This is a genomic window from Membranihabitans maritimus (genome assembly GCF_021729145.1).
In the GTDB taxonomy this organism is placed as follows: Bacteria; Bacteroidota; Bacteroidia; order Chitinophagales; family Saprospiraceae; genus Membranihabitans; species Membranihabitans maritimus.
This window is the reverse complement of sequence record NZ_JAJSLW010000014.1, coordinates 38,865-51,779: the sequence shown is the minus strand read 5'-3', so window position 1 is coordinate 51,779 and position 12,915 is coordinate 38,865. Positions and strand designations below refer to the sequence as shown.

Below are 12,915 nucleotides of genomic sequence, written 5' to 3'. Positions count from 1 at the left end.
TGTATCTTTTAATGGATTCTGTAAATTTTTTCTTTTTCGAGACTAATATTTACATCAAGAGTTATCTTCAACACTTCCAGCGCTTCATTCAAATCAGTAGCAGCAATAACCCCATTAACTTTTCTTTCCTTGAGGGTATCATTTACAGCATGAAATTCCACTCCATACTGCCTTTCCAGATCTGACAGAATTTTACTCACTTTTTGGTCTTCATATGCAAAATAACCTGTTTTCCACTCTGAAAACAATTCTATATTATCCACGAAAAACTTTTTTAACTCCCCCGTTGATTTCAATGACATTTGCTCACCCGGGGCCATTGTTACATTATTAACCTGCCCTTTATCATCTGCATATTTCATCTGTACTTTTCCTTCCTCAAGGGTCACTTCTGTAATATGATCAGCTGCAACAACATTAAACGCAGTCCCTAAAACCACTATATCTGATAGCGCAGAATGAACCGTAAAATTATTTTCAGTTCGATGAGAAGGAGTCACCTTAAAAAATCCTTCCCCGTCAAGAATAACAGATCGAGCCCCATTTCTATCAAATTTATCCGGAACTTTAAGCTTTGAATATCCATTCAGAGTGACGACCGTAGAATCAGGGAGGACAATAGTTCTAATTTCACCGCTTCCGGTATGATATACCTGGTACTTTACTTCTGAAGATTGATTGGTTAAAATCAACCACGAGACAGCCACCACCAAAGCCATTGCAGCGGCTGAAGCCATACTCCATATAAATATGCTCCTTTTTGTTCTTTTGCGTTTGCGCTTGACCGGAGGTTGCATATTTTTTGCATTCGCAAATTTTTTCCATTCAAGATCAACCTGATCACTATCTAATTCATTCACCTCATAGTATCTTCCCACTTTCTTCAAAATACGTATTGCTTCTTTGATTTCACCCTCATTGGGTGGAGAAGACGCTAAATATTCATTCCAAAACCCAGCTTTTTCACCCGATAAAACCCATCGGCGAAAGGTTTCTTCTTCCAGAAAATCATTGGCTGTGTACCGATTATATTTGTTATTTTTCAAGAACTTAATTTTGTTATTTCAATCGATCTTATATTCCATACAGTCAGTAAAAAGACTTAGTGTAACCCGAATTAATATTATTTTTAAAAAAATTCATTTTCAATTTTATAATTGGATTTATTAATTTCACCCTAATACATTGTGGAAATGATAGTATAATAGTGAAGAACAAAAGTGACAATGAAATTTTAAAATCCCTGCTGACAGCCTATTTAAAAGGAGATAATTCAGCCTTTGAAAGTTTTTACAAAAAGACTTATAACGACTTTTTTACTTATGGTCTTCATTTTGAACACGATAAATCTACGGTAAAGGACCTGATTCAGAATTTCTATTTAAGGATTTACAATAATCCTGAGAGATTTATCCCTTCTGGATTGCTTAAACCATATCTAATTCGATGTTTTAGAAATTACATACTTCGTCAAAAGGCTGATGAAAATAAGAAAAAAGAACATGACAAGATTTACCCTTCGAACGCAGATGTTTCCAGTCCCGAAGAAATAATTTGTTTAAATGAAGATTTACATAATCAAAAAGAAATGGGTAAATCCTTATTAAACCTTTTAAGTCCGCGTGAACGAGAGATTATTTTTCTGAGATATTACAAAAATTTATCAGCTAAAGAAGTAGCAAAAGTTTTGGATATTAATTACCAGGTAGTGAGAAATCTAACTTCAAGAGGAATCAATAAAATCCGTGAAAGGTTTTCATCCCGGGAAGAATTAATAATACAACTTCAAACCTTTTCTCAAAATTTGATTTTATTTATTTTCTTTTGGTTCATTTAAATTCTAAAACTTTATTTTCAAGGTGATATTTTTGATCAAAGTAGTCTTTCTGGAATCAATTATTGGTTTCTGAAAATTAGACTATCTGTAATTCTTTGTAATCAGCTAAAGGGGGAAGATCATGAAGCAGAGTTTCCTAATCATAATCACATTGAGTTTTCTATCGAATCCATTTTTTTTGATAGGACAAATTGCAAATAAAGAGAGTTATCTTGAAAGTATCCGAATTGAACTCCAGAAAAAATGGCCTCAAAATCAGACTATTAACCTGGTATTCCATGGCCATTCCGTTCCTGCAGGTTATTTCAAAACCCCAACTGTGAATACATTGGCAGCTTACCCATATCAACTCCTAAAACGAATTAAAACCGATTATCCCTACGCAGTAATCAATGTAATCAATACTTCCATTGGTGGTGAAAATTCTAAAAATGGTTCCCTAAGGTTTGAATCCGAAGTACTGAAACACGATCCTGACGTCCTATTTATCGACTATGCATTGAATGACAGGGACCTAGGAATAGAAAATGCTGAACGCTATTGGCGTGAAATGATTCAAAAAGCAATTGATAAAGATATAAAAATCATCCTACTTACGCCCTCAGCTGATCAAAGAGAAGATATTCTTAACTCCGAGAGCAAATTAAATAAACATGCAAATATGATTCGCGAATTAGCAAAGGAATATCAAATTGGTTTAATCGATAGTTACGATATATTTAAATCTCAAGTAAAGAAAGGCTTACAGATAAGTAAGTTAATGTCCCAGGTGAATCACCCAAATGAACAAGGACATTTATTGATAACTAGTGCACTTTATGACTACTTCAAGGAGTAAATATTATGTCCATCCTTCCTTTTCACACTTATTAATCTTTCGTTAATCAGACCTTTCGTCAAAATTATTTAGCAACATCCAACGTCTTTAACCCATATCATCAAAATGTAAAAGTCATGGAATCATTAGAAAATAAGATCAGAGGAAACTGGAATATGCTTAAGGGTAAGTTCCAGCAAAAGTACGGTCACTTAACACATGATGACCTAAAGTATGAAAAAGGTAAAGAAATTGAGTTAATTGGTAGAATACAGAGGCGAACAGGAATGTCACATTCAGAATTCAAGAATTATGTAAATAGTATAGTATAACTGATTTTCTTCAATTTAAAATATAATGTCATGAAGAATTTAAAAGAATTATTAGAGCACCAATTGAAGGACTTGTATAGCGCAGAATTGCAATTAGTTACCGCATTACCTGAGTTTATAACCGCTGCAAATGACTCCGAAATAAAAATCGTTTTAACCAACCATTTCAGGGAAACTAAAATTCACAAAGAGCGGTTGGAAAACATATGCAGCGAGCTCAATATAGACCCTACCGGAAAAATTTGTAAAGCTATGGACGGGCTTATTCGCGAAACCTATTCCTTTATAGCAGAAGAATCTGAAGAGGAAGTTCTGGATGCCGGGTTAATTGGAGAAGTTCAAAGAATTGAACACTATGAAATAGCTGGGTATGGTACAGCAGCAAGATATGCCCGGGAACTAGGGCTATCAAATATTGCAAGGGAACTATACAAGACATTTTCTGAAGAAGAAAATGTTGATCACCTATTAAATGGAATAGCAGAAAGTCGCATAAATCAAGCAGCGATTGCATAAAATCAATAAAAATTTATAGAAACCTGATTCTGAAAAGAGTCAGGTTTTTTTTTTGATCCTATCTATAATATCCTCCTTGTTGAATAATGTATAATCCACCCTGCATTAATTTTCCAAATCATAATGTCTCAAATATTATTATAAACAAAAAGGTTGTTACAAGAGTTACCATCAAAGAAATTGTAAAGTACAGCCGACGTCTAATTCCTGTCCTATTATAATATACTTAAATTGGATATTTTGTAAGATGGAAGGATAATGATCTTGTAAGGAATAGGATGAGAGAAAATAGTTAACGAAGGTGGTCTTAGGCAGAAAGTCTGTTGAATGAAAGGCTTTCAATTAAGGTGGTATTGTATAATCTCGTTAAAATTAATAACCAAGGCAAAAAATTAAATAATGAAAGTAGAAATTTGGAGTGATATTGCTTGCCCCTGGTGCTACATTGGAAAAAGAAGATTTGAATCAGCACTGGAACAATTCCCTGAGTCTGGGAACATAGATATAGAATGGAAAAGTTTTCAACTGGCTCCTGACCTGAAAACAGATCCTATGTCAAACAATCTAAAATACCTTTCGGACAAATACGGAGTAAGTATGGATCAAGCCCGTGATATGACTGACAGGGTCAGTCATATAGCGGCTACCGAAGGCCTGGAATATGACCTGGACAATTCTAAAAAAGCAAATACTTTTAATGCCCACAGAATGATTCACTTTGCCAAAAAATCCGGTAAGCAAGGTGAGGCCAAAGAACGATTATTAAAAGCATATTTTATAGAAGGTAAAAATGTTGATGACGTGGATACATTGATCTCTCTGGGCGAAGAAATTGGCCTTGCCGCTAAAGAACTATCCAAAATACTTGAATCATCCGGGTTGTTCTCTGAAGAGGTAAAATCTGACATTGCAGAGGCACGCCAACTTGGAATCGGAGGTGTTCCGTATTTCGTAATAGATAGAAAATATGGAATTTCAGGAGCACAGGAACAAGATATATTCCTGCAAACTCTAAAAAAAGCCTACGGTGAATGGGTAAAAGAAAATGGACCATTCGCTTTGGAAACTATACAAGGAAAATCATGCACACCTGATGGGGACTGTAACATATAATATTCTTTTAAATTTGTTTTGCCAATTTTCCCAACAAATGGATTGAATTTTCCACCGTTTCATTCCATACAAGTCCATAGCTTAATCGAAAACAATTGTGGTACTGATCCTGAAGGGTAAACATCCTACCTGGGGCTATGCTAATTTTGTGCTTTATCGCAGTTTCATAGAGCTTTACCGCATTGGACTTCTTGGGAAGTTCCACCCAAAGCAAAAATCCACCACTAGGGCGGCTTACCCTTGTTCCTTCCGGAAAAGAATCACTTATAGCATGCAAATACCGGAGTGAATTGGAATGCAAAGTATTTCTCAGCTTCCTGAGATGGTTTTCATACCTACCAGTTGCCAGGAAATGAGCAATGGCTCCCTGCACCGGCGTAGTAGAAGAAACCGAATGGTACAGTTTCGTGCGAATGACTTGATCCTTGAATTTTCCCGGAGCCACCCACCCTACCCTGTACCCCGGAGCCAGGGTTTTAGATATGGAACCACACCAAAGGATTATTCCGGTTTTGTCAAATGTTTTGCAACACCTTGGCCGGTATTCTCCAAAATAAATATCTCCATACAGGTCATCTTCAACAATGGGCACATTGTATTTTTCAGCTAATTCAACCGCACGGGCCTTGTGCTCATCCGGCATACAACTCCCTATAGGATTGTTAAAATTACTTACCAATAGGATTAATTTTATAGTCTTTTCCTTCAATGTTTTTTCCAATATATCCAAGTCCATGCCTGTCACCGGATTGGTAGCTAATTCCAAAACTCTCAAGCCAAGGCTCCTGGCCAGTTGGAGTATACCAAAATAGACCGGGCTTTCTACCACAATTATATCCCCTTTCTTGGCCAGTACAGAAATGGAATAGGTTAAAGCACTCATACAACCTGCAGTAGTGACAATATCTTCTTCCTTAAGTTCACCTTCCCAGTTAATAACTCCACGTGCAATCTGCCTTCTCAATTCACTATTACCCTGAATTTTCTCATATGATGTCCCGCTATGAGGCATCCTTCGCATCGCATACACCATCGACTTGTTAATTCGCGAAATAGGCAAAAGTTCCGGAGCTGGAACTCCCAGAGAAAACAAAAGGTTATCTTCCGTACCGAGTTCTGAATAAACCCTGGCAATCAAAGCTTCGGTTGTTTCTGCTCCAAAATCACTAACAGGGTTCGACGTTTTCGGCGTAGAAGGGAATTTTTGGTGGGTATATGATACAAAATAACCCGATTTCGGCCTGGATTCAATGAATCCTTTGCCCTCAAGTTCAGAATAAGCACGAATTGCTGTACTCATACTTACTGCATGAATCCTACATATCTCGCGTATTGAAGGTAATTTATCCCCGGGGTTAAGGACATTGTTTCGTATCTGGCGTCCTATACTATTCGAAATCCTCTCAAAAAGAAACTTGTCGTCGAATTTTTTCATCTCCCATCTGTTATGGTCAAATTTAATAAAACTGTATCTGTATATTATAGATTTTTAGTATCATTTTTACACCTGATGTTTTACTCAAAAAAAACTGTATGGAAAACGCTTTCAATATCTCCGTCAAAAAATCACAAGTGGACAATACCCAACGGTACGATTTTACAAATATACAATTCGGGACCAATCCTACTGACCATATATTTACGGCCGAATATAAAGATGGAATATGGAATAATCTCCAAATTGAACCATTTCATAATTTAACACTTAGTCCACTGGCTCTCTGCTTCCATTACGGGCAAGCCGTATTCGAAGGCCTCAAAGCTTACCGTTGCACAAATGGGAATGTCAACGTATTCAGAATCGATCGGCATGCGGATCGATTCAATCTTTCCTTGAAAAGGATGAGCATGCCTGAGGTGCCAAAAGAATTGTTTATTTCCGCCATTCTTCATCTAATTGAAACAGATCGGTCATGGGTTCCTTCCGATTTGGATTCATCCCTTTACCTCCGTCCCATAGCAATTGCCACCGAACCCCGTATCGGAGTAAAAATATCTGATGAATATTTATTTGTTGTTATGGCGATGCCTATGGGGCAATATTTTTCGAAAAACCTCAAAGTAAAAGTAGAAACACAATATATCAGGTGTGCAACCGGAGGGACCGGTTCGGCTAAGTGTGGAGGCAACTACGGGGGAGCTTTTTACCCCACTGCAAAAGCAAATAAAGAAGGATTCGACCAGGTGTTGTGGACAGATGCCCAGGAACATCTTTATATCGAAGAATCGGGAATGATGAATATTATGTTTGTCATCGACGGAATACTGATCACCCCTCCCCTTTCCGGAACTATTCTAGACGGTGTCACAAGGGATTCTCTAATCACTATTGCAAAAGATATGGGCATTGCTGTGGAAGAAAGAAAAATAAGTCATAAGGAATTGGAAAGTGCTTTGCAAACGGGCAAAAAAGTAGAGGCCTTTGGCGTAGGAACTGCTGCGGTTATCTCTCCCATCGAAAGTGTCAGTATCGGTGCCAAGACTTATAAAGTAAAAATTTCTGAAAAGGGGATTCCCTTTCGTTTAAAAGAAGAACTAAAGTCTATTAGGTCAGGTAGAAAACCAGATATCTATGGATGGAATACAATAATACATTCAGTCTAAAAATTCTATACGAATGCAAACAATTAACTTCAATTATTTCGATTATTTTTTTTCTTCTGACAAAGAAATAATGCAATGGGATGTAATCCATAATTGGCTATCGAATCATTCGTATTGGGCGCAGAACATTCCTTATAAAAAGGTAAAAGCTGCTGGAAAAAATTCCTTTCCTATAGGAATATTTCATGCCAAAGCGCAAATTGGATATGCTCGAATAGTGACTGATTATACCTCTTTCGGCTACCTCGCAGATGTCTTTATAATAGAAGAACACAGAAATAAAGGGCTTTCCAAGATTCTTTTAAACTGCATTTTGAATCTAGATTGGGTGAGGGAGTTGAAAAAATTTATGCTATTTACGGATGATGCCCATGGCTTATACCAACAATTCGGGTTTAAATCATTGGATCAGCCAGAAAAATTCCTAATCATCAGCAAATCAACACCATATGAAAAATGAATTTAAACTTCAATTGGCAACTTCTGAAGAAGACATAAAAAAATGCCAACAGGTTATCCTGGAATTGCGACCTCAATTAAAGGACCGAGATATTTGGCAGATTTATCAACAACAACGAAAAGAGAATTTTCAAATCATTTATATTAGAAGAGATGAAATCGGAGTGGCATTTATTGGATTCCGCATCCAAAATATGTTTCACAGTGGAAAAACATTGTATATAGATGACTTATGCACACTCTCCTCTTACCGCAGTAGAGGTTTAGCCGGGGAATTGCTGAAGGAAGTTTTTTCCATTGCTAAAAAAGAAAAATGTGATACAGTCTCACTGGACTCGGGACACCAACGCCATGAAGCCCATCGGTTATACCTCAATGCCGGTTTCGATATTTCATCTCACCATTTCCAACATATACTCAATCGTTAATATGAAAATCATTTTAGTCACGGGAGCCAGTCGTGGGATTGGAGCTGCCACGGCCTTATTAGCAGGAAAAAAAGGATACCATGTTATTGTCAATTATCTAAACAGTAAAACAGAAGCAAATCAACTTGTCTCTAAAATTTCTGCATGTGGAGGTACTGCCACCGCTATACAGGCTAATGTAACTTCCGAAACAGAAATCCTGGATTTGTTTTCACAGATTGACAAGATTGGACACCTCACAGACCTGGTAAATAATGCAGGCATACTGGAACCACAAATGAAGTTGTCAGGTATGACAGGGGGTCGCCTGGATCGAATTTTCAAGGCAAACGTTATCGGTCCTTTCTTATGCACCCGTGAAGCCATTAAACGAATGTCTACTCGATTGGGTGGTACGGGAGGATCCATCGTCAATGTTTCCTCTCAAGCAGCAATAACCGGCGCTCCTGGTGAATACATCGATTACGCAGCATCCAAAGGAGCATTGGATAGCTTTACCAGGGGGTTGGCCAGAGAGGTAGCTTCCGAAGGAATTCGGGTCAATGGAGTTCGACCCGCCTATATACATACCGATATCCATGCTGCGGGGGGAGAACCGGAAAGGATCAAACGACTAAGTTCCCGTATCCCATTGAAAAGAGGAGGAAAGCCAGAAGAAGTCGCAGAAGCCATTTTATGGTTACTTTCTGATAGATCTTCTTATTCTACAGGTACATTTATCGAGATTACAGGAGGAATGTAAGTCTTTATCCACTTTACATTACAAAAATAATAATCAACCGAGCCAGGAACCATTTCATTCCATTTCTCCTTTATTATATTCATCAACTACTAAGCTATGGCTCACCGCACCCTTACCATCGAATACGAAGAATTCAATGTACTGGAAAAACTTCCTGAAGATGAACAAATATTAGTTCACAGAGCCCGGGAAGCCAGAAAATTTTCGCATTCCCCCTACTCCAATTTCCGCGTTGGAACTGCCATTTCCACTAGAGAAGGGCACATTGTAGTCGGCAGTAACCAGGAAACTTCAAATCACAAAAGTAGCTGCGCTGAAAGAGTTGCTTTAGACACAGCAAGTGCTGCAGGGCTAAAAAACCAAATTGCTAAAATTGCAGTCGCAGGTAATCCGGGAATTAACACCCCAGCAGCACCGTGCGGCCAATGTCGTCAGGATATAAAAGAAGTGGAAGACCTCTCAGATAATCCAATAGTAATTATCCTCGCAGGGCAATCCAAAGTCATGAGATTTGTAGGTGTATCAAATTTACTTCCATTTGCATTCGGAAATAGGGATATGTAAAAATTTTAGGAGCCATTTTAAAAGTACTAAAGAATATTAGCAGCGACCATGATCAATACAATTAGAAAGTGAAATACAATTTTATTTAATATCTTAATCCAATTATTATACATCCTTAGTTGCGCTGATAATTCAATTAGAAATCAATTAAACACCCTAGATGCACCGAATAGAATCAGAATTAAAACACAGAATTCTAATATTAGATGGAGCTTTGGGCACCATAACACAAGAATATGGATTCTCAGAATCAGATTTCAGAACGAAAAGGCTTGTCAATCATAATACTGAATTAAAAGGGAATACAGAAATACTAAATCTTTCCCAACCCGATATTATTGAAAATATTCACCTGCAATACCTGGAAGCAGGAGCGGATATCATTACTACAAACACATTTGGTGCCAACTCGATTTCACAGGCTGACTATGGACTTTCAGAATGGGTTTATAAAATCAATTTTGCAGGTGCACAACTGGGCTTAAATGCAATAAAAAAATACAGAATAAACAACGGCACCAAGCCTATATTTCTGGCGGGTGCAATAGGTCCTACTACTAAATTAGCTTCGCTCTCACCCGATGTAAATGATCCGGGTTTTCGATCAGTGGGATTTGATCAATTGGTATCTGCCTATACCGAACAAGCCAATGCATTGATAGATGGTGGTGTAGACCTATTTTTATTAGAGACTATTACAGATACATTAAATGCTAAAGCTGCTATTTTTGGTTTAATGGAATTATTTGCTAAACTGGGTCGGGAATTCCCTATTATGATATCCGGAACCATCACTGACGCCAGTGGAAGAATACTATCGGGACAAACCCTCGAAGCCTTTTTAATTTCCATATCTCATGCCCCATTGATTTCAGTCGGGTTAAATTGTGCTCTAGGTTCCAGAGAATTAATACCTTATGTAAGAGAATTACATGAAAGATGTCCCTTTTATGTAAGTGCACATCCAAATGCAGGACTTCCCAACCAGTTTGGAGATTATGATCAAAGCCCTGAAGAATTTGCACAATTAATTCACCAATTTGCCCAGGAAAAGTGGGTAAATATAGTAGGAGGATGTTGTGGTACCACACCCGAACATATTCGTATGGCCTATTTGGCTGTAAAAGATATTGTGCCGAGGAGGGGTAAAAGTAATTTGACAAGTGGGTTGCGCCAGGGTACGCCCCCATTTATAATCGATAAAATAAATAATTGGACTACGTCAACATCCAAGCCTACATTTGAATTAAAAGAATTGATGAGTATTGTTTCCTACATTGATGACAAAGAATCCTTTATGCGCTTAAAAAACAAATTTGATGCTGAAAGAAATAAATATCATCCGGAACAAGCCTTGCTTCTAAACGCCCACATTTATGGCAGATATCAGTATCTAAGGACTGAAATCGGGCAACCTTAAGAATACCACACATTCAATAAAGGATATAATTATAAAGTTGAAGTTGCATACTTTTTTGCGGATAATAGTACCGGTTATGAAAACATTTTACGAAGATGAAAATTACCAAAACAAAAACTTTTCGACCTTTCCTTTTTCCAGAGGAAAATACGACAACTGTCTGTTTGAACAATGTAGTTTTAGCCAGGTAGATCTCTCCGAATCAAGTTTTATCAATTGCGTTTTTCAAGATTGCGATTTAAGCAACGTCATTCTAAAGAATACTTCTATACAGGATGTGGAATTTATTAATGGCAAGTTATTAGGCCTATCCTTTGAAGATTGCAATGACTTTATTTTTTCCGCTTCATTTGATAATTGTAATCTCAATTTTTCATCCTTCCATAAAGTCCGGCTTACAAAAACAACTTTTACAAACTCCCAATTAAAAGAAGTGGATTTTTCACAAGCGGACTTGTCGAATACTACCATCGTAAATTGTGCACTTGACCGCGCTGTTTTCGAAAATACTAACCTGGAAAAAACAGACTTCAGGGGATCCTTTAACTACACTATAGATCCGGAAATAAATAAAATCAGAGGTGCCCGATTTTCAATTCCCGATGTCATTGGCTTACTGGCTAAATACCAGATAAAAATAGAGTAAAATTTATAGTATCCCTAACGGTTGCTTTATATAATTACAATTTGGACACCCCATTTATCAAAATAATAAATCCACTAAAAATGAATCCTATTGTAGAAGCTCAAATGCTTATCCGCCAACCAATAGCCAGGGTATTTCAAGCTTTTGTTGACCCAGCAATAACCACCAAATTCTGGTTCACAATATCCACAGGAAAATTAAAAGAAAGCGAAAAATATACCTGGAATGGAAAATGTATGGTTTATCAAAAGACATATTCGTAGTAATACTAAATGACAATAAAAATATTTCCATCGAATGGAGTGATCCATAACAACCGTAGATTTCAGATTTACATCTATCTCAGATACAAGATCATATGTAGTCATTAAAAATTGTGGATTCCATGAATCAGGTGACGATTTAATCCAGGCTATAAAAGATAATACCGGCGGATTTACGACAGTTCGAGATGGCGCAAAAGCTTTCTTGGAACACGGGATTAATCTCAATCTAATAAGAGATAAATTTCTCAATAAATAAAACTTTATGAAAAAAATTGACATTGTCAACTATATTAAATCCCCTTCGGACAGAGTGTACGAAGCCTTAACCACACAAGTAGGATTATCCCAAATCTGGACCTCCAAACTCAAAGTAAAACCCGAGGTTGGATATACTAATGTATTTGACTTCGACGAGGGGTATATTACAAAGTTCCAGGTAACAAAACTAACTGAAAACAAAAGAATCTCCTGGACCTGTACTGAATCCAATGAAGAATGGGTAGGTACCGGTGTTACTTTTGACCTAACTGAAAAAATGGTATAACTACCCTTACATTTAGCCATTTCAACTGGCAAGAGTCCTCATAATTTTTTGGATGGTGTAATTACAATTGGTTAATGTTTCTTATGAGACTTAAAAGTTATTGTAAAAATGAATCATCATTAAAGTAATCGGATACTTGGATCAAAACTTGGGTAAAATTCTTAAGAAACATACTGGAACCCCGTATCGATTATTGGCAGATGTGGGTTATGGGACACCTCATTTTGACCCTGGAATCTAAAATTAAAATTCACAAATTTTAAAAAATTTCAAGGTAACAGGAAGGGTTAACATATTATTTGTATACCGACAATCTTTAAGATAATAGCTATCCCTCGGTCCTTTCTGATGAAAATATCAGCGACGAACATGAACTATATGGCTTTTGCATGATCCCACAACCTGTCGGACCAATGGAATGTAAAGTTTAGGGGATATTAATTTCCATCCTTTGATACTAAAAAAACGCTCTTACTACACCTACTACAGGAATTTTTGTACATACGGATATCAGGAAATTAAGAAAAAAAACCATCCTTACATGAAAATATATCGTACCTCAATCCAGAAGGTTTGGCAGGACTTAATGTATAAAATACCAATGAACAATTACTGCTTTTACCTGGA

Annotated in this window: 16 protein-coding genes; 14 read left to right on the top strand and 2 right to left on the bottom strand. The window is 37.0% G+C overall.

Going from position 1 to position 12,915, the window contains the following annotated elements; translation table 11 throughout:
• Positions 1 to 8: 8 nt before the first annotated feature.
• The gene (locus LVD47_RS16510; protein WP_236978900.1) at positions 9 to 1,046 is read right to left on the bottom strand and encodes a FecR family protein; all 1,038 of its coding nucleotides are present in this window, start codon (positions 1,044 to 1,046) and stop codon (positions 9 to 11) included.
• A gap of 161 nt (positions 1,047 to 1,207) precedes the next feature.
• Here LVD47_RS16510 and LVD47_RS16505 point away from each other — a divergent pair, with 161 nt between their 5' ends.
• The 5 genes from LVD47_RS16505 to LVD47_RS16485 all read left to right on the top strand — a co-directional run bounded on the left by LVD47_RS16505 (position 1,208) and on the right by LVD47_RS16485 (position 4,615).
• Positions 1,208 to 1,837 carry an RNA polymerase sigma factor gene (locus LVD47_RS16505; RefSeq protein WP_236978898.1) on the top strand — a complete coding sequence of 210 codons (630 nt, stop codon included), beginning with the start codon at positions 1,208 to 1,210 and terminating at the stop codon, positions 1,835 to 1,837.
• A 121-nt stretch (positions 1,838 to 1,958) separates the two neighbouring features.
• Positions 1,959 to 2,675 (top strand): SGNH/GDSL hydrolase family protein, encoded by a 717-nt coding sequence (locus LVD47_RS16500; RefSeq protein ID WP_236978896.1) that lies wholly within the window; start codon positions 1,959 to 1,961, stop codon positions 2,673 to 2,675.
• Between the two features lie 116 nt (positions 2,676 to 2,791).
• Complete coding sequence (locus LVD47_RS16495; RefSeq protein WP_236978894.1) at positions 2,792 to 2,986, top strand: CsbD family protein; 195 nt, start codon at positions 2,792 to 2,794, stop codon at positions 2,984 to 2,986.
• Positions 2,987 to 3,016: 30 nt separating this feature from the next.
• A complete protein-coding gene (locus tag LVD47_RS16490) occupies positions 3,017 to 3,502 on the top strand; it encodes a YciE/YciF ferroxidase family protein (RefSeq protein ID WP_236978892.1) in 486 nt (161 codons plus the stop codon).
• Between the two features lie 399 nt (positions 3,503 to 3,901).
• Positions 3,902 to 4,615, top strand: coding sequence for a DsbA family oxidoreductase (locus LVD47_RS16485; RefSeq protein WP_236978890.1), 714 nt, complete (start codon positions 3,902 to 3,904; stop codon positions 4,613 to 4,615).
• Between the two features lie 7 nt (positions 4,616 to 4,622).
• Here LVD47_RS16485 and LVD47_RS16480 read toward each other — a convergent pair whose 3' ends face one another.
• Positions 4,623 to 6,050, bottom strand: coding sequence for an aminotransferase-like domain-containing protein (locus tag LVD47_RS16480; protein WP_236978888.1), 1,428 nt, complete (start codon positions 6,048 to 6,050; stop codon positions 4,623 to 4,625).
• Positions 6,051 to 6,148: 98 nt separating this feature from the next.
• Here LVD47_RS16480 and LVD47_RS16475 point away from each other — a divergent pair, with 98 nt between their 5' ends.
• The 9 genes from LVD47_RS16475 (at position 6,149) to LVD47_RS16435 (ending at position 12,288) form a co-directional block, all read left to right on the top strand.
• Complete coding sequence (locus tag LVD47_RS16475; RefSeq protein WP_236978886.1) at positions 6,149 to 7,219, top strand: branched-chain amino acid aminotransferase; 1,071 nt, start codon at positions 6,149 to 6,151, stop codon at positions 7,217 to 7,219.
• A 13-nt stretch (positions 7,220 to 7,232) separates the two neighbouring features.
• Positions 7,233 to 7,679, top strand: a complete 447-nt coding sequence (locus LVD47_RS16470) for a GNAT family N-acetyltransferase (protein WP_236978884.1) — start codon at positions 7,233 to 7,235, stop codon at positions 7,677 to 7,679.
• A complete protein-coding gene (locus tag LVD47_RS16465) occupies positions 7,669 to 8,106 on the top strand; it encodes a GNAT family N-acetyltransferase (RefSeq protein ID WP_236978882.1) in 438 nt (145 codons plus the stop codon). The genes LVD47_RS16470 and LVD47_RS16465 overlap by 11 nt, the downstream gene beginning before the upstream one ends.
• A 1-nt stretch (position 8,107) precedes the next feature.
• Entirely contained in the window at positions 8,108 to 8,848 is a 741-nt protein-coding gene (locus LVD47_RS16460; protein ID WP_236978880.1) for an SDR family oxidoreductase, read from the top strand.
• Positions 8,849 to 8,944: 96 nt separating this feature from the next.
• Positions 8,945 to 9,412 carry a cytidine deaminase gene (locus tag LVD47_RS16455; protein WP_236978878.1) on the top strand — a complete coding sequence of 156 codons (468 nt, stop codon included), beginning with the start codon at positions 8,945 to 8,947 and terminating at the stop codon, positions 9,410 to 9,412.
• A 160-nt stretch (positions 9,413 to 9,572) separates the two neighbouring features.
• Positions 9,573 to 10,832 carry a homocysteine S-methyltransferase family protein gene (locus tag LVD47_RS16450; RefSeq protein WP_236978876.1) on the top strand — a complete coding sequence of 420 codons (1,260 nt, stop codon included), beginning with the start codon at positions 9,573 to 9,575 and terminating at the stop codon, positions 10,830 to 10,832.
• A gap of 76 nt (positions 10,833 to 10,908) precedes the next feature.
• A complete protein-coding gene (locus tag LVD47_RS16445; RefSeq protein ID WP_236978874.1) occupies positions 10,909 to 11,478 on the top strand; it encodes a pentapeptide repeat-containing protein in 570 nt (189 codons plus the stop codon).
• 80 nt (positions 11,479 to 11,558) lie between these two features.
• Complete coding sequence (locus LVD47_RS16440; RefSeq protein WP_236978872.1) at positions 11,559 to 11,741, top strand: SRPBCC family protein; 183 nt, start codon at positions 11,559 to 11,561, stop codon at positions 11,739 to 11,741.
• Positions 11,742 to 12,006: 265 nt separating this feature from the next.
• The gene (locus tag LVD47_RS16435) at positions 12,007 to 12,288 is read left to right on the top strand and encodes an SRPBCC domain-containing protein (RefSeq protein ID WP_236978870.1); all 282 of its coding nucleotides are present in this window, start codon (positions 12,007 to 12,009) and stop codon (positions 12,286 to 12,288) included.
• Positions 12,289 to 12,915 lie beyond the last annotated feature (627 nt).

What these genes read in the sequence shown, in the direction of transcription:
- LVD47_RS16440 (WP_236978872.1), top strand. Translation starts at nt 11,559, where the DNA reads ATGAATCCTATTGTAGAAGCTCAAATGCTTATCCGCCAACCAATAGCC.
- LVD47_RS16490 (WP_236978892.1), top strand. Translation starts at nt 3,017, where the DNA reads ATGAAGAATTTAAAAGAATTATTAGAGCACCAATTGAAGGACTTGTAT.
- LVD47_RS16485 (WP_236978890.1), top strand. Translation starts at nt 3,902, where the DNA reads ATGAAAGTAGAAATTTGGAGTGATATTGCTTGCCCCTGGTGCTACATT.
- LVD47_RS16480 (WP_236978888.1), bottom strand. Translation starts at nt 6,050, where the DNA reads ATGAAAAAATTCGACGACAAGTTTCTTTTTGAGAGGATTTCGAATAGT.
- LVD47_RS16435 (WP_236978870.1), top strand. Translation starts at nt 12,007, where the DNA reads ATGAAAAAAATTGACATTGTCAACTATATTAAATCCCCTTCGGACAGA.
- LVD47_RS16455 (WP_236978878.1), top strand. Translation starts at nt 8,945, where the DNA reads ATGGCTCACCGCACCCTTACCATCGAATACGAAGAATTCAATGTACTG.
- LVD47_RS16495 (WP_236978894.1), top strand. Translation starts at nt 2,792, where the DNA reads ATGGAATCATTAGAAAATAAGATCAGAGGAAACTGGAATATGCTTAAG.
- LVD47_RS16470 (WP_236978884.1), top strand. Translation starts at nt 7,233, where the DNA reads ATGCAAACAATTAACTTCAATTATTTCGATTATTTTTTTTCTTCTGAC.
- LVD47_RS16460 (WP_236978880.1), top strand. Translation starts at nt 8,108, where the DNA reads ATGAAAATCATTTTAGTCACGGGAGCCAGTCGTGGGATTGGAGCTGCC.
- LVD47_RS16475 (WP_236978886.1), top strand. Translation starts at nt 6,149, where the DNA reads ATGGAAAACGCTTTCAATATCTCCGTCAAAAAATCACAAGTGGACAAT.
- LVD47_RS16445 (WP_236978874.1), top strand. Translation starts at nt 10,909, where the DNA reads ATGAAAACATTTTACGAAGATGAAAATTACCAAAACAAAAACTTTTCG.
- LVD47_RS16465 (WP_236978882.1), top strand. Translation starts at nt 7,669, where the DNA reads ATGAAAAATGAATTTAAACTTCAATTGGCAACTTCTGAAGAAGACATA.
- LVD47_RS16500 (WP_236978896.1), top strand. Translation starts at nt 1,959, where the DNA reads ATGAAGCAGAGTTTCCTAATCATAATCACATTGAGTTTTCTATCGAAT.
- LVD47_RS16450 (WP_236978876.1), top strand. Translation starts at nt 9,573, where the DNA reads ATGCACCGAATAGAATCAGAATTAAAACACAGAATTCTAATATTAGAT.